The sequence below is a fragment of the Rhodoplanes sp. SY1 genome, from assembly GCF_046000175.1.
Classification (GTDB): domain Bacteria; phylum Pseudomonadota; class Alphaproteobacteria; order Rhizobiales; family Xanthobacteraceae; genus Rhodoplanes.
The window spans coordinates 43,024-62,711 of record NZ_JBEOMB010000048.1; the positions used below are offsets into that span (position 1 = coordinate 43,024).

Annotated in this window: 17 protein-coding genes and 1 tRNA gene; 9 read left to right on the top strand and 9 right to left on the bottom strand. The window is 71.0% G+C overall.

The window, feature by feature from the left end:
* Positions 1-127: 127 nt before the first annotated feature.
* Positions 128-1,534 carry a methylenetetrahydrofolate--tRNA-(uracil(54)-C(5))-methyltransferase (FADH(2)-oxidizing) TrmFO gene (trmFO, locus tag ABTU92_RS13800; protein WP_408091520.1) on the bottom strand — a complete coding sequence of 469 codons (1,407 nt, stop codon included), beginning with the start codon at positions 1,532-1,534 and terminating at the stop codon, positions 128-130.
* 219 nt (positions 1,535-1,753) lie between these two features.
* Positions 1,754-1,915: a DUF1127 domain-containing protein gene (locus ABTU92_RS13805; RefSeq protein ID WP_111360476.1), complete on the bottom strand. Its 162-nt coding sequence runs from the start codon at positions 1,913-1,915 to the stop codon at positions 1,754-1,756.
* 583 nt (positions 1,916-2,498) lie between these two features.
* On the opposite strand from ABTU92_RS13805, the gene ABTU92_RS13810 reads away from it, so the two are divergent.
* From ABTU92_RS13810 to ABTU92_RS13820, 3 genes are all read left to right on the top strand, one after another.
* Positions 2,499-2,930: a hypothetical protein gene (locus ABTU92_RS13810; protein ID WP_408091522.1), complete on the top strand. Its 432-nt coding sequence runs from the start codon at positions 2,499-2,501 to the stop codon at positions 2,928-2,930.
* Positions 2,931-3,102: 172 nt separating this feature from the next.
* Entirely contained in the window at positions 3,103-3,570 is a 468-nt protein-coding gene (locus tag ABTU92_RS13815; protein WP_408091524.1) for a MaoC family dehydratase, read from the top strand.
* A 270-nt stretch (positions 3,571-3,840) separates the two neighbouring features.
* The gene (locus tag ABTU92_RS13820) at positions 3,841-4,248 is read left to right on the top strand and encodes a hypothetical protein (protein ID WP_408091526.1); all 408 of its coding nucleotides are present in this window, start codon (positions 3,841-3,843) and stop codon (positions 4,246-4,248) included.
* Between the two features lie 282 nt (positions 4,249-4,530).
* On the opposite strand, the gene ABTU92_RS13825 is transcribed toward ABTU92_RS13820, so the two are convergent.
* From ABTU92_RS13825 to ABTU92_RS13835, 3 genes are all read right to left on the bottom strand, one after another.
* Positions 4,531-5,322, bottom strand: a complete 792-nt coding sequence (locus ABTU92_RS13825; RefSeq protein ID WP_408091527.1) for a DUF2189 domain-containing protein — start codon at positions 5,320-5,322, stop codon at positions 4,531-4,533.
* Between the two features lie 268 nt (positions 5,323-5,590).
* The gene (locus ABTU92_RS13830; RefSeq protein WP_408091529.1) at positions 5,591-5,833 is read right to left on the bottom strand and encodes a DUF3222 family protein; all 243 of its coding nucleotides are present in this window, start codon (positions 5,831-5,833) and stop codon (positions 5,591-5,593) included.
* A gap of 38 nt (positions 5,834-5,871) precedes the next feature.
* Positions 5,872-5,947: transfer RNA gene (locus tag ABTU92_RS13835), tRNA-Lys, on the bottom strand.
* A gap of 196 nt (positions 5,948-6,143) precedes the next feature.
* Here ABTU92_RS13835 and ABTU92_RS13840 point away from each other — a divergent pair.
* Entirely contained in the window at positions 6,144-7,319 is a 1,176-nt protein-coding gene (locus ABTU92_RS13840) for a M20 aminoacylase family protein (protein ID WP_408091531.1), read from the top strand.
* A 269-nt stretch (positions 7,320-7,588) separates the two neighbouring features.
* On the opposite strand, the gene ABTU92_RS13845 is transcribed toward ABTU92_RS13840, so the two are convergent.
* Together ABTU92_RS13845 and ABTU92_RS13850 are read right to left on the bottom strand one after the other, a co-directional pair.
* Positions 7,589-10,309 (bottom strand): glycosyltransferase, encoded by a 2,721-nt coding sequence (locus tag ABTU92_RS13845; RefSeq protein ID WP_408091533.1) that lies wholly within the window; start codon positions 10,307-10,309, stop codon positions 7,589-7,591.
* Positions 10,310-10,496: 187 nt separating this feature from the next.
* Positions 10,497-11,042, bottom strand: a complete 546-nt coding sequence (locus ABTU92_RS13850; protein ID WP_408091535.1) for a beta-1-3, beta-1-6-glucan biosynthesis protein — start codon at positions 11,040-11,042, stop codon at positions 10,497-10,499.
* Positions 11,043-11,314: 272 nt separating this feature from the next.
* On the opposite strand from ABTU92_RS13850, the gene ABTU92_RS13855 reads away from it, so the two are divergent.
* Positions 11,315-12,949 carry a beta-(1-6) glucans synthase gene (locus ABTU92_RS13855; protein WP_408091537.1) on the top strand — a complete coding sequence of 545 codons (1,635 nt, stop codon included), beginning with the start codon at positions 11,315-11,317 and terminating at the stop codon, positions 12,947-12,949.
* Here the strand turns inward: ABTU92_RS13855 and ABTU92_RS13860 are convergent.
* Together ABTU92_RS13860 and ABTU92_RS13865 are read right to left on the bottom strand one after the other, a co-directional pair.
* Positions 12,915-13,298 (bottom strand): hypothetical protein, encoded by a 384-nt coding sequence (locus ABTU92_RS13860; RefSeq protein WP_408091539.1) that lies wholly within the window; start codon positions 13,296-13,298, stop codon positions 12,915-12,917. The genes ABTU92_RS13855 and ABTU92_RS13860 overlap by 35 nt on opposite strands.
* Before the next feature lie 268 nt (positions 13,299-13,566).
* Positions 13,567-14,628 carry a hypothetical protein gene (locus ABTU92_RS13865; protein WP_408091541.1) on the bottom strand — a complete coding sequence of 354 codons (1,062 nt, stop codon included), beginning with the start codon at positions 14,626-14,628 and terminating at the stop codon, positions 13,567-13,569.
* 167 nt (positions 14,629-14,795) lie between these two features.
* Here ABTU92_RS13865 and glmU point away from each other — a divergent pair, with 167 nt between their 5' ends.
* From glmU to ABTU92_RS13885, 4 genes are all read left to right on the top strand, one after another.
* Positions 14,796-16,157 carry a bifunctional UDP-N-acetylglucosamine diphosphorylase/glucosamine-1-phosphate N-acetyltransferase GlmU gene (glmU, locus tag ABTU92_RS13870; RefSeq protein WP_408091543.1) on the top strand — a complete coding sequence of 454 codons (1,362 nt, stop codon included), beginning with the start codon at positions 14,796-14,798 and terminating at the stop codon, positions 16,155-16,157.
* A gap of 108 nt (positions 16,158-16,265) precedes the next feature.
* Positions 16,266-18,089: a glutamine--fructose-6-phosphate transaminase (isomerizing) gene (glmS, locus tag ABTU92_RS13875; RefSeq protein WP_408091545.1), complete on the top strand. Its 1,824-nt coding sequence runs from the start codon at positions 16,266-16,268 to the stop codon at positions 18,087-18,089.
* Positions 18,090-18,194: 105 nt separating this feature from the next.
* Positions 18,195-19,037, top strand: coding sequence for a DUF502 domain-containing protein (locus tag ABTU92_RS13880; protein WP_408091650.1), 843 nt, complete (start codon positions 18,195-18,197; stop codon positions 19,035-19,037).
* Between the two features lie 22 nt (positions 19,038-19,059).
* Positions 19,060-19,641, top strand: a complete 582-nt coding sequence (locus ABTU92_RS13885) for a hypothetical protein (protein WP_408091547.1) — start codon at positions 19,060-19,062, stop codon at positions 19,639-19,641.
* Positions 19,642-19,688: the final 47 nt, after the last annotated feature.

Consider the following 19,688-nt stretch of genomic DNA (forward strand, 5'->3'; position numbering starts at 1 on the left):
GGGCCGCCGAGCCGGGGCCCAGGGGCGACACGCGACCGCCTCGCTCGATCGCCTATGGGTCCCGGGTCACGGCGCGTTGCGCCGCGCCCGGGACACGAGGCTCGTCAGATTCGAGGGGCCCCCGGATTCACTCCGCCGCGGCCGGCAGGGCGCCGCGCCAGGCGTCCAGGTCCGCGAGGGCGCGGGCGGAGAGCGCCTGCTTGCGGGCGACCGTCTTGGCGGTGCCGCGCAGCCTCCCGCCGTCCGGGGTCTTCACCACCGAGCGCTCCAGCGGCGGGAACAGGCCGAAGTTGACGTTCATGGGCTGGAAGGAGCGCGGCCCGGCGTCGATCGTCACCACGTGGCCCCCCGTGATGTGGCCGAGCAGGGCGCCGTGCGCCGTGGTGGGGGGCGGCGGCGCCACGGTCTCGCCGCGCCGCTCGGCGGCGGCGAACAGGCCGGCCATCAGGCCGACCGCGGCCGATTCGACATAGCCCTCGCAGCCGGTGATCTGGCCGGCGAAGCGCAGCCGCGGCATCGCCTTCAGCCGCAGCGTCTCGTCGAGCAGGCGCGGCGATTCGAGGAACGTGTTGCGGTGGATGCCGCCCAGACGCGCGAACTCGGCGTTCTTCAGGCCCGGAATCATCCGGAACACACGCACTTGCTCGGCGTGCTTCATCTTGGTCTGGAAGCCCACCATGTTGAACAGCGTGCCGAGCCGGTTGTCCTGCCGGAGCTGGACGACGGCGAACGGCTTCTGGTCCGGCTTGTGCGGATTGGTGAGGCCGACAGGCTTCATCGGCCCCCAGCGCAGCGTGTCGGCGCCGCGCTCGGCCATCACCTCGACCGGCAGGCAGCCGTCGAAATAGGGCGTCGCCGCCTCGAAGTCGCGGAACGCGACCTTCTCGGCCGAGAGGAGCGCGGCCACGAAGGCCTCGTACTGGTCGCGATCGAGCGGGCAGTTGAGATAGTCGGCGCCCGACCCGCCGGGCCCCGCCTTGTCGTAGCGTGACTGCGCCCAGGCGACCGACATGTCGATCGAGTCGCGATGGACGATCGGCGCGATGGCGTCGAAGAAGGCGAGCGCGTCGGCGCCGGTGAGGTCGCGCACCGCGGCGGCGAGTGGCTCGGAGGTCAGCGGGCCGGTGGCGACGATCACGCTGTCCCAGTCGGCCGGCGGCAGCCCGGCGATCTCCTCGCGGCGGATGTCGATCAGCGGATGCGTCACGAGCGCCGCCGTCACGGCGACCGAGAAGGCGTCGCGGTCGACCGCGAGCGCGCCGCCGGCCGGCACTTGGTTGGCGTCGGCCGACCGCATCACCAGCGACCCGAGGCGCCGCATCTCGGCGTGCAGCAGGCCGACCGCGTTGGTCGCCGCGTCGTCGGAGCGGAACGAGTTTGAGCAGACGAGCTCGGCGAGGCCGTCGGTCTTGTGGGCCGCGGTGGCGCGGCCGGGCCGCATCTCGTGCAGCACCACGGGGACGCCGCGGGAGGCGATCTGCCAAGCCGCCTCGCTGCCGGCGAGGCCGCCGCCGATGACATGAATGGGCTGCATGAATCCGCTCGTCCCGCCGCTGCGGTGGTGGCCGCCCGGTTCCGACCGCGCGCCTTCCGTTCGGTCGATATAGGGGAGGGGGGGCCGAAAAGAAAAGCGCCCGCCGGTGAGGGCGGGCGACTTTCGGGTGCAGCGAAGACGGTGCAGGTCGGAGGGCCGGGCTCGAACAGGAGCCGGTCGCGGGCCGGGCGCCGTGTCGGCGCCGAACGGCGCGGCAGATTACTCGGCCTTGGCGGCGTCCCAGGCGATCTGCTGGATGTCGGCGCGCATGATGCCGATGTCGGCCAGCTCACGGTCGCCGAGGCGGCTCAGCTCGCGCAGGCTGTCGTTGTACTTGCGCCACACGCGGAAGACGTGGACGAGCTTGGAGAAGAGATACATGGTAACCCCCGTAGTCCATCGCGTGGGTTTGTGCCCTCGCGACGTCTTTGTTGCATAAATAAGTTGCTGAATTCGGACGAGAAGAGCTTCATTTTGCGATGCAGCTATTCATCTGCTGCATTGGCGAGCAGCTAATGCACAATCCGTGCTCAGGTGTGGCGATCCGGTTCAGGGGTGCCGCCAGGCTGGTCACGTCCCGGACCGGCCGTAGCAGTCCGCCTGCCGCGATAACGGGCGCTGCGCCGAGTGCGCCTGATCGATGGGCAATTCGGCAGGCTGGCCGTGACACACCCGGTCGCTGGCCGCGGCGCCCTCAGGCGTGAACCTCCGGCCGGTCTAGAACCACCAATCGTCGGGGACGAGCATTCGCCGCATTTCGGCGGCACGGGGCGAGCATGATCACCGACATGGCCGGGCAGATCCGCGGCGCTTCGCGCGTTCCGCGGCCTTGCGTGGACCGAATCGACTCGTCGCCCGGCCGGTTGCGCCGGGTGGCGGAGCGCGCCAGTCTCGCCTTCGCGACCTTCCCGAGAATCACCGTAACGGGTCGGACGATAGCGTCCGACCGCATTGGAGGACCTGGATGAATCGTCGCTTGATAGCCCTCGCGGCGGCGGCCGCCGCGATCGTGGCAAGCCCGCCGCTGAAGGCCGCTCCGCTCGGCGTCGCCGGCGGGCTCGGTGCGGCCGCCGACGCGGCGGCCGTGGTCGACACGGTCCAGTACTACTACGGTGGCTATCAGCACTGCTGGTACCCGAACGGCTGGCGTGGTCCGGGCTTTTACCGTTGCGGCTTCAACTGGCGGCGCGGCTTAGGCTGGGGCGGCCCGGCCGGCTGGCAGGGTTGGGCGGTGCCCGGCCCGCGCTATTACGGGCCGCCGCGTGTCTATGGTCCGCCGCCGCGCGCCTACGGCCCGCCGCCGCGCGTCTACGGCGCGCCGCCGCCGCCGGTGCGGCGTGGCCCGCCGCCCCCGCCCCCGCCGGGCGGTCGGTTCGAGCGGCTGACGCCGCGCTGAGACACGGCCTCGGGCTGATCGAGACGACACGGCGGGCCGCCTTAGGGCGGCCCGCTCGCATGTCGGAGGGGATGGCGTCGTGCGACCGCCAGTGTCGGCTTGTGTTCGCGCACATCCCATGGTGCTGTTGCGCCTTTGATGCATCGCACCCAACCGGGACCGAGACCGCACCATGGCCGACACTGTTCTGGAGCCGCGCAGCCTGTTCTTCGAGGATCTCGCCATCGGCATGAGCGAGACGCTGGAGCGCACCGTCACCGACGCGGCGGTCCGCGCCTTCGCCGACGTCAGCGGCGATCACAATCCGATCCACCTGTCGGAGGAGTACGCCGCCGGGACGATGTTCAAGTCGCGCATCGCGCATGGCGTGTTCACGGCGAGCCTGATCTCGGCGGTGCTCGGCATGCGGCTGCCGGGGCCGGGCGTCATCTACTTCTCGCAGACCCTGAACTTCCGCGGGCCGGTCCGGATCGGCGACACCATCCACGTCAAGCTCGAGGTCGCCGAGCTGATGCCGGAGAAGTGCCGGGCGCGGCTCGCCTGCACCTGCACGGTGGCCGGCGAGGTGGTGCTCGACGGCGACGCCTGGGTGAAGGTGCCGTCGCGGCTGCCGAAGCCGGACGCGCCGAAGCCCGCGTGACGGCGCGCCGCGGGCGGAGCCGGCCCCGCCCGCGCGCTAATCCCGGCGCTCACGTATAACGATCGCGAGCGGTCGCATGCGGCGAATGAATTAGATGCCGCACAGCGAACGTGTATAGTTTTCGATGCACGACCGGGGCGGGACTCTTGTCAGGAGGGCCGCATGCCTCAACCACAACGGTCCTGGGTTGAGCTGGCCGCTATTCTTCGCATGCGACACGACCGGCCGCCCGCCGCGGCACAGCGCCGTGACGCGACGCCGGCCGGCGGCATGATGGCAGACGCCGCGGCCGACGACCGCGGGTTCGACGACGGCGGATTCGACGATCTCGACGACATGATGCTGGACTTCGCCGGCGACGCCGCCACCGCCGCCGACGGCTTCCGCACCGCCGGCAGCGTCGTGGTCGACGATCTGCTGCTGTGCCGGCGCATGCGGGCGCTCCGCCTCGACCCGGACGAGCTCTACTGCAGCGAGCCGCGCGCCTTCGGCATGCTCCGGCGGCTGTGCGCGACGTGCCCGGTGCCGGGCCGCTGCGCCCGCGACCTCGCCGACGAGTTCGCCGACCCGGCCTGGCAGGACTGGCGCAACTACTGCCCGAACGCGACGACGTTGAGCATCCTCAGCGCCCTGCGGGGCTGCGGCATGGGTGACGTCGACCCGCCGGCTGGCCAATAGAACACGCGCGGCGACAGGGGTAGGGCGCCGCCGTCGCATTTCGACCTCGTGCCCCGGACAAGGCGCGTCGGGCCGCAGGCCCGACGCGTCGCAGAGACGGAGCCCAGGAGCGGCACGACGGGCATCTCGGCTAGAGCTTCGCCTCGACGCCCTGGGTCCCGGTTCGCGACGCGTCGCGTCGCGCCCGGGACACGGGGCTTTCACCCTGGTCTGCAAAGTGGATCTGCAGACGTTTGGACGATGCAGACCGGCCGCTCGCTTGTGCGCGGCCGAGCCTTCAGCTCAGACCACGACCTTGCGGTAGAGGTGCCAGGTCGCGTGCGCCAGCACGGGCAGCACCACGGCGAGCCCGATGAAGAACGGCAGCGAGCCGATCGCCAGCGTGACCGCGACGATCAGGCCCCACACCGCCATGGCGATCGGATTCTTGGCGACCGCCCGCACCGAGGTGTGCATGGCGCCGACGGCGCCGACGTCGCGATCGAGCAGCATCGGGAACGAAATCACGCTGATCACCAACACGGTGAGAGCGAACACGAAGCCGATGGCGTTGCCGACGATCAAGAGCGTGCGTCCGTGCGCGGTGCCGAACACGTCGGCGAGGAAGCCGGACAGCGATTCCGGCGAGCCGTAGCCGAACAGGCCCTCGTAGAGGCCTTCGGCGACGGCGAGCCAGATCACGAACAGCAGCATCAAGAGACCGCCCAGCATCGCGATCGAATCGATCGACGGGTTCTTCAGCACCCCGAAGGCGTCGCGCCAGCCGGCCGTGAGGCCTTGCTCGCGGCGGCGGCTGAGCTCGTAGAGCCCGAGCGCCACGAACGGCCCGACCAGGGCGAAGCCGGCGACGAGTGGGAACAGCAGCGGCACCACGTCGTAGCCGAAGCTCAGCCGGGCCAGCACCAGGCCGACGATCGGATAGAGCAGGCTCAGGAACACCACATGGCTCGGCATGGCACGGAAATCGTCGATGCCGCGGCGAAGCGCGTCGCCGAGGTCGCCCATCCCGATCCGCCGGATCGCGGGACGGATCGGGTGCTCGACCGACCCGGCGAAGACGTGAAGTGTCGACATGCTGTCCTCCCTTGGCGTCTGCTCGATGGCATCTGCGCGCGCGGGATGACCCTGCGGCTCGTCGCGGCCGCTTGCACGAGAGGTCGTCCCCGGCGATCAGGCTAGGCCGAGGGCGGCATCACGCGGTTTCACGAAGCCGCCAGCACAACCGCGCGCATTGTCGCAGCGGTCGTGTACGGCGATACCGACGTCACCGGGAGTGGCGCGCGAGGGGGCGCAGCGAGGGGGACGTCGGCTTCGCGTGACGCGACGGCGCGGGGTCCGGCGGTCAGGGGCGCAGCAGCTGCACCTTGGCGGTCGCGACGATCCGCTGGGCGATCACCACGGGGCAATCCGGCGCGTGCACGATCGCCTCGACCGGGTGCTGCCACGAGACCGAGGCGCCGCACAGCTTGCACTTGTTGGCGGCGCCGCCGTCCTCCTCCGACACGGTCTCGATCGCCGTCTTGAGCAGGGCGGCGGCAACCTTGCGGACGTCCTCGTCGGTGATGGCGGCGGTGAGGTCGGTCATTGGCATCGTTCCGAGCCGTACGAATGATCGGCAATGGGTGGTGAGCCCGCCGGGACTCGAACCCGGGACCCCATGATTAAAAGTCACGTGCTCTACCGACTGAGCTACGGGCTCCTGAGCGCCCGTGTGTAAAGACCCGGCCCCGGCGTGGCAAGTCGCCGGCGACGGCGTGTGGATGCGGCGGCGGCCGGCGTCCGGGATGCGGCAGGCGATGCACCCGGCGGGACCCCGGACCGCCGGGCTGCGTGTGGTCTTCCGCGGGCCTCCGCGCGATACTGCGGCAAAGCCTTTTGCCGAGTGAGGATTTGCGATGCCGATCGTCAACCGAGTCGCCGACCTGCATGCCGAGATCACGGCCTGGCGGCGGGATCTCCATGCCCATCCGGAGCTCCTGTACGACCTGCCGCGCACCTCGGCCGTGGTGGCCGAGAAGCTGAAGGCGTTCGGCTGCGACGAGGTGGTCACCGGGCTCGGCCGCGCCGGCGTGGTCGGCGTCATCCGGGGCGGCAAGGGCCGCGCGGGAGCGCCCGGCAAGGTGATCGCCATGCGGGCCGACATGGACGCGCTGCCGCTCGACGAGCTCGGCGACCTTCCCTACAAGTCGACCACGCCCGGCAAGATGCACGCCTGCGGCCATGACGGCCACACGGCCATGCTGCTCGGCGCCGCCCGCCATCTCGCCGAGACCCGCAACTTCGCCGGCACGGCCGTGGTGATCTTCCAGCCGGCCGAGGAGGGTGGGGCGGGCGCCAAGGCGATGATCGAGGACGGCCTGTTCGAGCGCTTCGGCATCGACGAGGTCTACGGCATGCACAACTGGCCCGGCCAGCCGGTCGGGCGCTTCGCCACCCGGGTCGGGCCGATCATGGCGGCGCAGGACACGCTGCATATCGACATCGAGGGCGTGGGGGCGCACGCGGCGCGGCCACATCTCGGCGTCGACACGATCCTGGTCGGCTGCCAGATCGTCAACCAGATCCAGTCGATCGTGTCGCGCAACGTCGACCCGCTGAAGAATGCCGTGGTGTCGATCTGCCTGTTCCAGTCCGGCACGACGGACAACATCATCCCGCAGACCGCGAAGCTGCTCGGCACGGCGCGCAGCCTCGCGCCGGAGGTGCGCGATCTTCTGGAGGCGCGCCTCGGAAAGATGATCGCGGCGACGGCGGAGGCCTATGGGGCGAAGGCCAAGTTCGAGTACCGGCGCGGCTATCCGGTGCTGGTCAACCACGCCCGCGAGGCGGAGTTCGCCGCCGGCATCGCGGCCGACGTGACCGGCGCCGACAATGTCGACACCACGATCCCGCCCTTCATGGGCGCCGAGGACTTCGCCTACATGCTGCAGAAACGGCCCGGCGCCTTCGTGTTCGTCGGCAACGGCGACTCGGCAGGCCTGCACAATCCCGCCTACAACTTCAACGACGACGTGATCCCCTACGGCACCTCGTACTGGGTGCGCCTCGTCGAGACGGCGCTGCCGGGGTGAGGGCGGGTCTCCGCCGTGACGCGGTCGCGTGCCCCGGACAAGGCGCCTCCGGCCGCAGGCCGGATGCGCCGCAGAGCCGGGGCCCAGGGGCGGCACGGCGAGGCGTCGCCCTCGTGCGGCACCACCACCGGACCGTCCCTGATCTGCGGCCCCTGGGTCCCGGCTCGCGCTGGCGCGCGTCCGGGACACGAGGTTCAGGGAAGACCGCCAACGAAAAAGGCCCGGCGTGAGCCGGGCCTTTCGATTTCATGGTCTCGAGACCCGTCGCCTCACTGGGCCGGCTCGACCGCCTTGTCGGAGGTCATGGCCGGCTCGGCGCGGCGGACCGCCGCCGGGCGTCGCGGGGCGAGGCCGAGCAGCTCGGCCGTGCGGGCCTGCAGGCTGCGCCAGGTGGCGAAGTCGTTGAGCGGCGAGCCCTCGAGCCCGGCCAGCGCGACCGCCGACAGGAAGGGCAGGCTCTGCACCACGAGGACGATGGCGAACAGGTTCACCTCGCGGACGCTCTCGTGATTGGTCACCCACACCGTGAAGGCGCCGATCAGCAGCAGCGTGCCGAACACCGCCTCGTCGAAGGCCGGGAACGACACCCGCTTCTTGGTCTTGCCGCCCTTGGCCGTGACCACGAAGGGCAGGTGGTCCTTGATCAGGCCGGTGCCGACCGCCTTGGCGACCGTCCACTGCATGGCCATGGCGGCCAGCATGGCGCCGGTCGCCTGCAGCGGGCCGATCTTCACCCGCGACCGGTAGAGGGTCGTGAAGTGCAGGATCGACACGATCGAGGCGGCCAGGATCGGGATGGTCAGCACCTTGTCGGGAATGGCGATGCCGACGAAGGCGACGACCGGCACCCACAGGAGGTTCAGCATCGCGACGACGACGCCGAGGCTCTCCGCGCCCATCCAGTTCACCCAGCCGAGCAGGAACTCGCGCCGCTGCGCCGCCGTCAGGTTGCTCATGCCGGGCAGGAATCGCCGCCAGTGCTTTTTGGCGATCTGGAAGCCGCCATAGGCCCAGCGGTGACGCTGCTTCTTGAACGCCTCGAACGTGTCGGGCAGCAGGCCGTGGCCATAGCGCCGGTTGGTGTAGAGGGCGCGCCAGCCCTGCTCGTAGATGGTGAGGCCGAGATCCGTGTCCTCGCAGATCGTGTCGGACGACCAGCCGCCTGCGTCGTCCATGGCGGCGCGGCGGATCAGGCACATCGTCCCGTGCGTGACGATGGCGTCGACCTCGTTGCGCTGGACCATGCCGATGTCGAAGAACCCGGCATACTCGCCGTTCATGATCTGCGACAGCGGCGTCTTCTCGCCGTCGCGATGGTCCTGCGGCGCCTGCACCAGGCCGACCTGCGGGTCGGCGAAGGCCGGCACCAGGTCCTTCAGCCAGTCGGGCGTCACCGTGTAGTCGGCGTCGATCAGGCCGATGATCTCGGCGTCCGGCGCGGTGTGCTGCATGGCGATGCGCAGCGCGCCCGCCTTGAAGCCCTTCACGTTCTGCAGATTGAGGAACTTGAAGCGGTCGCCGAGCAGGCGGCAATGCGCCTCGATCGGGTCCGTGTAGGCCGGATCCGTGGTGTTGTTGATCGCCACCACGCATTCGAAGTTCGGGTAGTCGAGCCGCGCCACCGAGTCGAGCGTCGCCTTCAGCATCTCGGGCTGCTCGTAATAGGCGGGGACGTGGATCGACACCTTCGGGGCGAAACCCTCCGGCGCCTTGGTGCCGGGCCGGACCAGCCGCTGCGGGCCGCGGCCGAACAGCACCTGGGCGATCTCGTCGATCTTCCACAGGGCGATGACGACCAGCGGGATCATCAGCAGCACGCCGACGCCGAGCGCGATCGCTTGGCCCATGACGAAGTAGTGGCCGCTCCAGTAGTCCCACACGACCCCGGTCCAGGCGCCGACGATGTTGGCGAACACGGCGAGGGTGAGGGCCTGCAGCAGGGTGGCGCCGGTCACGAACAGGATCGGCAGCGACACCACGAGGCTCGCCACCACGGCGACGACCGCGAGGGTGACGAAGGCCGGGTCGTAGACCGGGCCGGTCCAGGCGAACTTGGGCTGGCGGGCGGCGTCGAACATGCCCCAGTAGGCGCCGACCGAGCCTTCGAAGGTCTTCCACGGCTGGTCGAACGCTTCGATGATGTTGTAGTCGATGCCCAGCGCCTCGGCCCGTGCGACGAAATCGCGCAGCAGCATCGCCTGAATCTCGCGGCCCGGCTCGGCGGCGCGGCGATTGTAGCCGGCGCTCGGCCAGCCGAACTCGGCGATGACGATGCGCTTGCCCGGGAACGCCTCGCGCAGCTTGTAGTAGTTGTTGATCGCGAGATCGACGGTCTCGCCGGCCGAGAAGCCTTCCCAGTAGGGCAGGATGTGGACGGCGATGAAGTCGACGGCCGAGGCGAGCTCGGGGTGGTTCAGCCAGGTCGAGTAGATTTCACCGGTGGTGACCGGGACATTGCCGCCGACCTCGCGCTTCACCTGCTGGATGTAGCGGATCAGCTCGCCGACCTGCTCCTTCTCGGAGAGGTCGCGCGTCACCGTTGCGCCATCGACGGTCTCGGTCTTCTTCTTGAAGTCGGCGCGGTAGATCGCCTCGTTGCCGACCACGATGGCGTTGATGTTGCGGTTCTTGCGGTAGAGGTCGACAACCGACTTGATCTCGCGCTCGTTGCGCTTGGTGTCGCCGTCCAGCCAGGCGCCGACCGCGACCTTCAAGCCGAACTCGTTGGCGACCGGCGGGACCAGCTCGGCGCCGCCGGTGGCCGAATAGGTGCGGATGGCCCTCGTGTAGGGCGACAGCACCTTCAGATCGTTTCGGATCTGCTCCGTGGTCGGGCGGTTGCCCTCTTCCGGATGCCCCTCGAAGGGCGAGTAGGACACGCTGGTCAACGGCCCGGAGACGTTGGGGGCCGAGCTCTGGCTTTGCCAGATGGCCCACGCGCCCGCGTGCAAGCACGCCACGAGCGCGACCACCGCAGCGACGGAGCGCATGGTCTCTTCTCTACCGAATGGGGCGGAGGTGATCGGTCTCGAGCCTGTCCCCTAGGCTCGACCGGGAAAGGCCTTGCGCTGCACCATATGGATACCGCGCGGCCGTGTTCAACTAGACTTTGGACATGGCGAATTCAGGGCGATCCGATCCGCCATGCAGTGCAACCTTACAGCCCCGTAAACGACGTCAACGCGGGTTCGTTCCTTGCTGGGGAGCAGGAGCTGCCGCGGCCGCAGCCGGAGCCGCCGGGGCGGTGTCCGGATTCAGCCAGCAAGCATGCACACGCGTGTTCAGGGTTTCGGTGGCCTTCGGGTCGATGTTGCCCTGTCGCACGACGCACCTGAACGTCGTCTGAACGTGACCGCCCGGGCAGCCGAAACGATCGTACAGCTCGAGGTGCCGGAAGGCGGTGTCGAGGTCGTCGCGCCACAGCAGGCTGACCACTCGCTCGCCCAGCCAGACGCATTCGGCGGCGGCCGCCGGACCCTGCAGGGCGCGGCCGGCCTCGACGGTCTGATCCGCCCGCGTCTTGCGTTCGGTGCGAGCCGGATCGGCCGGCGGCTGTTGCTGCGGCGGCTGAGGTGCTGCCGGCGGTTGCGGTTGCTGCGGCGCCGGCGGTTCCGGCGGCTTCTGGTCCGGCGCCTGGGCGGCGGCCGGCGAAAGGAGGGCGGCACACGAGAGGAATGCTGCAGCGACGGCGGCGGCAGCGACGCGCGAACCGGAAAGAGGCATGATGTGCTGTGAGCCTGGGCGAGTTCGTCCAGGACGGCGTGGACCATCATGGACCGGAGCGGCATTACGGCATGGCGACAATGTCAATCTTGCGACGGACGGATCGTCTTGTCCACTCGTCCGCGCGGCATTCCCGGTCGTCCTCGTCCGGCGCCTGACGCGACCTCCGGCACCGGATCTGATCGTCGCTCCGCCGCCGCGGCCGAGAGCCCTCTTGGCGCGGCGTCGGCGGCACGCTAGCACCTGCCGGTCGCTCTCCCACGGAAGCCTCCATGCGTCTCCCGCTCAGCCTTCTGGTCGTCGCCGTCGCGCTCGTGGCGGGGTTCTGGTGGTGGCTCGGCCGGCCCGTGCCGGTCTCGCCGGTCGCCGGCGGCGCGCCGCCGGCCGACCGCAAGCTCGAATGCATCTCCTACGCGCCGTTCCGCGGCCTGCAGAACCCGTTCGACCTGACACTGCGGGTGCAGCCCTGGCAGATCGAGGAGGATCTGGCGCGGCTCGCGCCGCTCACCCGCTGCATCCGCACCTACTCGATCCGCAACGGTCTCGACCAGGTGCCGGCGATCGCCGAGAAGCACGGCCTGAAGGTGCTGCAGGGGCTGTGGCTGTCGAGCAACCGCGAGCTCAACCGGGCCGAGATCGCCGGGACGATCGCGCTGGCCAAGCGCTTCCCGCAGGTGATCACCGGCGTGGTGGTCGGCAACGAGGTGCTGCTGCGCGGCGAGCTCTCCGCCGCCGATCTCGCCGGCGTCATTCGCGACGTGAAGGCGGCCGTGCCGGTGCCGGTCACCTATGCGGACGTCTGGGAGTTCTGGCTGCGCAACCGGGATCTGGCCTCCGCCGTCGACTTCATCACCATCCACATCCTGCCGTACTGGGAGGACATCCCGATCCCGGCCGCCGACTCGGGCGCCCATGTCGAATCGATCGTGAAGAAGGTCGCCGACGCGTTTCCGGGGCGCGACATCCTGGTCGGCGAGGTCGGCTGGCCGAGCGCCGGCCGCATGCGCGAGGGCGCGCTGCCGTCGCTCTCCAACGAGGCGCTCGTCGTGCAGGACGTGCTCGCCCGCGCCGCGCGCGGCGGGTTCCGGGTCAACGTCATCGAGGCGTTCGACCAGCCCTGGAAGCGCATCCTCGAAGGCACGGTCGGCGGCCACTGGGGCATTCTCACGGCCGGTGACCGGACACCGAAGTTCCTGGTCGGCGAGCCGGTGTCCGATCATCCGGACTGGGCGAAGCAGGCCGGGCTCGGCATCGCCGTGGTGCTCGCCGTGTTCGGCGCCGCCCTCCTGGTCGCCGGGCCGGCGCGGGCCGGGCTCGGCGTGGCCGTGTGGGGCGCCGTGATGGTCGATGCCGTCGTGGGCGGCGCGCTGGCCGGCTGGACGGCCGAGAAGATCATGGTCGAGAGCCTCGGCTGGGGCGGTTTTGCGCGCGGTGCGGGGTTTGCCGTTGCCGCGCTCGCGGCGCCGATCGTCGGGGCCGGGCTGCTGGTCCGCGGCGGGCGGCCGCCCGGCTTCGTGCCGGCGCTCGGCGGCCGGGCGGACCGCACCGGCGACGCGCTCGCGACCGCCGGCGCGTGGCTTCTGGTGCTGACCGCCGTGCTCGCCGTGCAGACCGCGCTCGGCCTCGTCTTCGATCCGCGCTACCGCGACTTCCCGTTCACGGCCCTCACCGCCGCGACGCTGCCGTTCCTGCTGATGGCGGTGCGGCCGGCTCGAGCGGGCGAGACGCTGGCCGCGACGGCGGGTGGGCGCGGACCGGCCGAGATCGTGATGGCGGTCACGCTGGTGCTGTCGGCCGGCTTCATCGTGATCAACGAGACGGTCGCGAACTGGCAGGCCGTGTGGCTCGCCGTCGTCTTCGTCCTTCTCGCCGTCACGCTTCTTCGCGTGCGGGGCGGGCGAGGCTGAGGGCCAGGATCGCGGCGCCGGTGCCGGCGAGGCCGGCATTGTAGAGCACGACGCCGAGCGCGCTCGCCGCGAGCCCGATCGCGAGCATGAACACCGACGGCCGGATCAGGTTGATCAGCGCGGCGCCGAGCGCCACCCAGCCGAACACGCCGACATTGAAGAGCCGCGACGCCACCAGCCGCACCATGCAGACGCCGGTCTGGTGGGACGTGCCGGCGTCGCAGGCGAGGCCGACGGGGGTGTTCTCGATCACCAGGTAGCGGATCCACAGGGCGGCGCCGAGCGCCAGGAAGCCGACCGTGATCAGCCCGTTGGTGGAGCGGCAGGAGGGCAGGAAGCGGGTTCGCATGGGGGCCTTTTGCTCTCGTCCATCGAGGGCTTTGCACGGTCATTCCGGGGCGGCGCACCGCGCCGAACCCGGAATCCAGCCCAGGATATGGCGTTCGCCGCTGGATTCCGGGTTCGCGCCGGAGCCTGCGCCCGGACGGCGCAAGCGCCGATCCGGGTGGCGCGCCCCGGAATGACGAAGCCTGCAAAGCCGTTCGGTTCGCAGAGAACCCCGATCGCCGCGTCGGCGCAAGGGTGCCGAAGCGTCGCTGCGCGGCGTGGAGCGTGCGTCAGGGCAGGGCGAGCATCTGGCCGTCGTAACTCGTCGCCCGGCAGGCGACGCCGGCGATGGCGACCGAGGCGCACAGCCGCGACGCGGCGAGCGCGCTCGCCACCGGGCCGGCGACCAGCCGCATCTCGACCAGGCCGGGCTTGCCGCCGTCGCGCAGCGCGATCGCCGGCTTCACCTCGGTCAGGAACTCGCCGGCTTGGCTGTCGCGCACCTTGGCCCACAGGCCGCGCAGGCTGTCGATGCTGTTCGGGCCGCCGATCTCGATGGCGAAGCGCTTGCCGGGCTCGGGAGCGGCCGGGACCGGGGCGGGCGCCGGCGTCGCCGCGGTCGCCTCGCCTTGGGCCGCCGCCCGGGCGGCGAGCGTCTGGGCGTTCGGGTTCGGGCGCGGCAGCGGGATCTCGCTCGGCGGCATGCCGGCGACGGTGCCGGCGACCGACGTGGCGACCGAGGTGGCGCCCGCCGGGGCGGGCTCGTCGGGCGCACTCGCGACGGCCGGCGGGACCGTGGCTGTCGTGACCGGGTCCGAGGCGTCGATCGGCGGCAGCGTTCGCGGGTCCGCGGCGGCGACCGGCGCCAGGGCCGGGCGTGCCGGCTCGGCCCCGGCCGGCGGCCGGAACGTGCCGGCCGCGGCGCTCGGCGGCACCGCCATCAGGTCGCCGAGATCGGACCCGGCGGGGCTGCGCTTCGCCGCCTGGATCGCCGCGACCGACCCGGTGAGGTCCTCGATCTGGCTTTCGAGCTTGGCGATCCGGCCGGCGAGCGTGTCGCGATCGGCCGCGAGCGCCCGCACCGTCTCGGCGAGCCGCTTCGCTTCCCGCTCCGCCTCGAAGGCGCGCAGGACGGCCTGGTTGGCCGCCTCGCGCACGGCCTCGCCCGGCACGGACGCCGCGACCGGTGTCGTCGCGGCGGCCGCGACGCGCCGCTCGCCGATCTGCGATTGCGCCGCCAGGACGGCGACGGCCAGCGCGCCGGCCGCGGTGAGGCCCCACACGACGGTGCGCAGCAGCGGGCTCATTCCGCCGCCGTCGTCGCCGTCGTCCAGGAGGGATTGCCGGGCCACGTCCGCCATGTCGCCTTAAAACTACGAATCGACTGACGAAAACCTACCAGAATTCGGCCGCGACCGCCGTGTCCGGCAGGCACCGGTTCCGACTTTTCGGGGGGCTTTCGGCAGGCTATGAGGGCGCAGTCTTCGGGGCCGAGGCCCGGATGCAACGAGGGGTTCTCATGTCGGCGCGATCCTGCCTGACCGTCGTCCTCGCCGCGGGCGAGGGTACGCGCATGCGCTCGTCGCGCCCGAAGGTGCTGCACGCGATCGCCGGCCGCCCGCTGGTCGGCCACGTGCTCGCCGCCGTGCAGGCGACCGGCAGCCGCGTCGCCGTGGTGGTCGGGCCGAACGCCGACGCCGTGACGGCCGCCGTCACGGCCCAGGTGCCCGATGCCGCCGTGTTCGTGCAGGCCGAGCGCCGCGGCACCGCGCATGCGGTGCTGGCCGCCCGCGCCGCACTGGAACAGGGCGCCGACGACATCCTCGTCGCCTTCGCCGACACGCCGCTGATCCGGCCCGAGACGCTCGCGGCGCTGCGCGCCCCGCTCGCCGCCGGCGCCGCCGTCTCGGTGCTCGGTTTCCGCCCGGCCGACCCGGCCGGCTACGGGCGCCTCGTCACGCAGGGCGACGACCTCGTCGCCATCCGCGAGGAGAAGGACGCGAGCGCCGACGAGAAAGCCATCCGCCTGTGCAATGCCGGCCTGATGGGGATCTCGGGAGCGCACGCGCTGGCGCTGCTCGACCGCATCGACGCCAACAACGCCAAGGGCGAGTTCTATCTCACCGACGTGGTCGAGCTCGCCCGCAAGGCGGGATTTCGCGCGGTCGTCACCGAGGCTGCGGACGACAGCGAGGTCTTGGGCGTCAACACCCAGGCGCAGCTCGCCGAGGTCGGCGCCGTGCTGCAGCACCGGCTGCGCGGCGCGTTGCTCGACGCCGGCGTCACCATGGCGGCGCCCGAGACCGTGCACCTCGCCTTCGACACCAAGATCGCGCGCGACGTGACGATCGAGCCCTATGTCGTGTTCGGCACCGGCGTGAGCGTGGCGGAGGGCGCCGTCATCCGCGCCTTCTCGCACCTGGAAGGGGCGACGGTGGGCCCCGGCGCGATCGTCGGCCCCTATGCGCGGCTGCGGCCCGGCGCCGTGCTGGAGCGCGACGTCCACGTCGGCAACTTCGTCGAGATCAAGGCCGCGACCGTCGAGGCCGGCGCCAAGGCGAACCACCTCACCTATATCGGCGACGCCCGGATCGGGGCGAAGGCGAACATTGGCGCCGGCACCATCACCTGCAACTACGACGGCATCCTCAAGCACAAGACAGACATCGGCGCAGGCGCCTTCATCGGCTCGAACTCCTCGCTCGTCGCGCCGGTGAAGATCGGCGACGGCGCCTATGTCGGCTCCGGCTCGGTGATCACGGCTGACGTCCCGGCCGACGGCCTCGCGGTCGCCCGTGGCAAGCAGACCGTCAAGGAAGGCTGGGCGGCGCGCTGGCGCGCCGTGATGGCCGCCAAGAAAAAGCCGCGATCGGCGCCCTGAGGTCGGCCCGTTCGGGCGGGTGCCGGTCCTGTTCTTGCTTCGCACCGACGCCGCCGGGTCCTCCGGCCGCGCGTCGGCGATCCGCTCGCGAAAAGGGGTGCTCCTCCCATGTGTGGAATCATCGGAATCCTCGGGCGCGAGGCGGTCGCGCCGCGGATGGTCGACGCGCTCAAGCGGCTCGAGTACCGCGGCTACGATTCGGCTGGCGTCGCCACCCTGGAGCACGGCCACCTGACCCGCCGCCGCGCCGAGGGGAAGCTCAAGAACCTGGAGCACCGGCTGGAGCGCGAGCCGCTCGCCGGCACCATCGGCATCGGCCACACCCGTTGGGCGACGCACGGCCGTCCGAACGAGACCAACGCGCATCCGCATGCCGGAAAGCGCGTCGCCGTCGTCCACAACGGCATCATCGAGAACTTCAACGAGCTGCGCCACGAGCTGCAGGGCAACGGGGCGAGCTTCGTCACCGAGACCGACACCGAGGTGGTGGCGCACCTCGTCGACCACCTGATGGGGACCGGCCTGTCGCCCGTCGAGGCCGTCAAGGCGGCGCTGCCGCGGCTGCGCGGCGCCTTCGCGCTCGGCTTCCTGTTCGAGGGTGAGGAGGATCTCCTGATCGGCGCGCGGCGCGGCTCGCCGCTGGCGGTCGGCCATGGCGACGGCGAGATGTATCTCGGCTCCGACGCGATCGCGCTCGCCCCCTTCACCTCGACGATCAGCTATCTCGAGGACGGCGACTGGGTGGTCCTGAAGCGCGGCGGCCTGCAAGTCTACGACGAGTCCGGCGCGCCGGTGAAACGGACGACGATGAAGTCGGCCGCGTCGGCCTTCCTGGTCGACAAGGGCAACTACCGCCACTTCATGGCGAAGGAAATCCACGAGCAGCCCGAGGTGGTCGGGCACACGCTGGCGCACTATGTCGACTTCGCGAACGAGCGCGTGGTCCTCCCGGACCTGCCGTTCGACTTCCGCACCGTGCAGCGCGTCACCATCGCGGCCTGCGGCACCGCCTATTACGCGGGGCTGACCAGCAAGTACTGGTTCGAGCGATTCGCGCGGCTGCCCGTCGAGATCGAGATCGCCTCCGAGCTGCGCTACGGCGACGCCCCGTTCACGCCCGGCAACCTCTCGGTGTTCGTCTCCCAGTCGGGCGAGACCGCCGACACGCTGGCGACGCTGCGCCACGCCAAGGCGAACGGCCAGCACGTCGTCTCCGTCGTCAACGTCCCGACCTCCACGATCGCCCGCGAGAGCGACGTGGTGATGCCGACGCTCGCCGGCCCGGAGATCGGCGTCGCCTCGACCAAGGCGTTCACCTGCCAGCTGGTGGTGCTCGCCTGCCTCGCCATCGCGGCCGGCCGTGCCCGCGGCAATCTGTCCGAGGACGACGAGCGCCGCCTGGTGCGCGCCCTGATCGAGGTGCCGCGCCACATGACGGCGGCGCTGGCGCTGGAGCCCGAGGTCGAGAAGCTCGCCCGCGACATCGCCAAGAGCCGCGACGTGCTCTATCTCGGCCGCGGCACCAGCTTCCCGCTGGCGCTCGAAGGCGCGCTGAAGCTCAAGGAGATCTCCTACATCCATGCCGAGGGCTACGCGGCCGGCGAACTCAAGCACGGGCCCATCGCGCTGATCGACGAGACGATTCCGGTGATCGTCATCGCCCCGCACGACCGCGTCTTCGAGAAGACCGTCTCGAACATGCAGGAGGTCGCCGCCCGCGGCGGCAAGATCATCCTGCTCACCGACCCGCAGGGCGTCGCCGAGGCGACGGTCGATTCGCTCGCCACCGTGGTGCTGCCGCACATGCCGGCCTCCGTCACACCCATGGTGTACGCGGTGCCGGTGCAGATGCTCGCCTACCATGCGGCCGTCATCATGGGCACCGACGTCGACCAGCCGCGCAACCTCGCCAAATCGGTCACGGTCGAATAGATTCGACGGCGATCTCCGGGCCGCGCGCGCCACGCCGCGCGGCCGACCGCGAAGACAGGGCCGACGATCGTGACCGACACGCCGAAGCCGCCCGCGGACCCGCACATCGGGGCGTCGCACACCGGGGCGCCCAAGTCGACCGACAAGCCGCTCGTCCACCCGGCGCCGTCGCTCGGGGGCGGCGCGCGACTGCGCAACTACTTCCTCACCGGCCTCGTCGTCGCCGGGCCGGTCGCCATCACGCTGTGGCTGACCTGGTCCTTCGTCACCTGGGTCGATGCGCTGGTGCAGCCCTTCATCCCGGTCCAGTACCGGCCCGAGACCTATCTGCCCTGGCGCATCCCGGGCACCGGCCTGATCATCGCGTTCCTGGCACTGACCATGCTGGGCTTCTTCACGGCCAACCTGGTGGGGCGGACGCTGGTCGAGTTCGGCGAGCGCCTGCTCGACCGCATGCCGCTGGTGCGCTCGCTCTACAAGGGCCTCAAGCAGGTGTTCGAGACGCTGTTCTCCGAGACCGGCTCGAGCTTCCGCAAGGTGGCGCTGATCGAGTTTCCCTCGCCCGGCATGTGGTCGCTGGTGTTCCTCTCCGCCTCGCCGGGCCAGCAGGTCTCCGACCGGCTGCCGGCCGGGGAGCACGTCTCCTGCTTCATGCCCTGCACGCCGAACCCGACCACTGGCTTCTTCTTTTACGTGCCGAAGAGCCGGATCATCGAGCTCGACATGACGGTGGAGGCGGCCGCCAAGCTGGTGATGTCGGCCGGCATGATCCAGCCGAACGGCAACGAGGGGCAGAAGAAGCTCGCGGCGCTCGCCGCGGCGGCGCAGACCATCCAGGCCGCCGAGGCGGCCGGCAAGGCGGCGGCCGCCGAGCACGCCGCCGAAGATCGCGAGGGCGCCGGTCGGGACGGCGACGCGGCCCGCAAGGCCGCGGCCACGGCGGGCTGAGCAGGCGGCGGACCGGGCGCGCATGGTTCAGGTCGTGGTGCCCGGCGTGCTGCCGTCCGATTCGCTCCAGCCGGAATCGTTGCACGGCATGCGTGCGGCCGAGGCGCTGAGCAGCCGCCTGCTGCTCACCCAGCTCGCCACGCGCGCCCTGGAGGACTGGTGCCGCGCCCGCGGTCTCGGCGCCGGCCGCATCACGGTGCGGCGGCACGACCGGCCGGCCCCCGCCGTGCTCGATCCCGACAGTCTCGCGGCGCTCGGCGGGGACGCCCGCGGGACGACGCTGCGGCGGGTCGATATCCGGCTCGGCGGTCTGGTGCTCGTCGATGCCGTGAACTGGTACTTCGCCGATCGCCTGACCGCGGCGATGCGCGAGCGCCTGCGCGGCGACACGCCGTTCGGCGAGGCGATCGCCGACCTGAAGCCGCGGCGCCGAACCTTCCACGTCAGCGTCGCACCGGCCGACGTGATCGAGGCGGCGACCCGGGACGCCGGGCCGGATGCCGCGGCCGTCCACGTCTTCGAGCACCGCGCCGCGCTCGACCTGCCGGACGGCACGCCGGTCGCCGTGGTCCACGAACGCTACCGGGCCGTGCTGGTGCGATAGCGCCTCTCGCCCGTGGAGGCCTTGGCAGAATTCGTCATTCCGGGGCG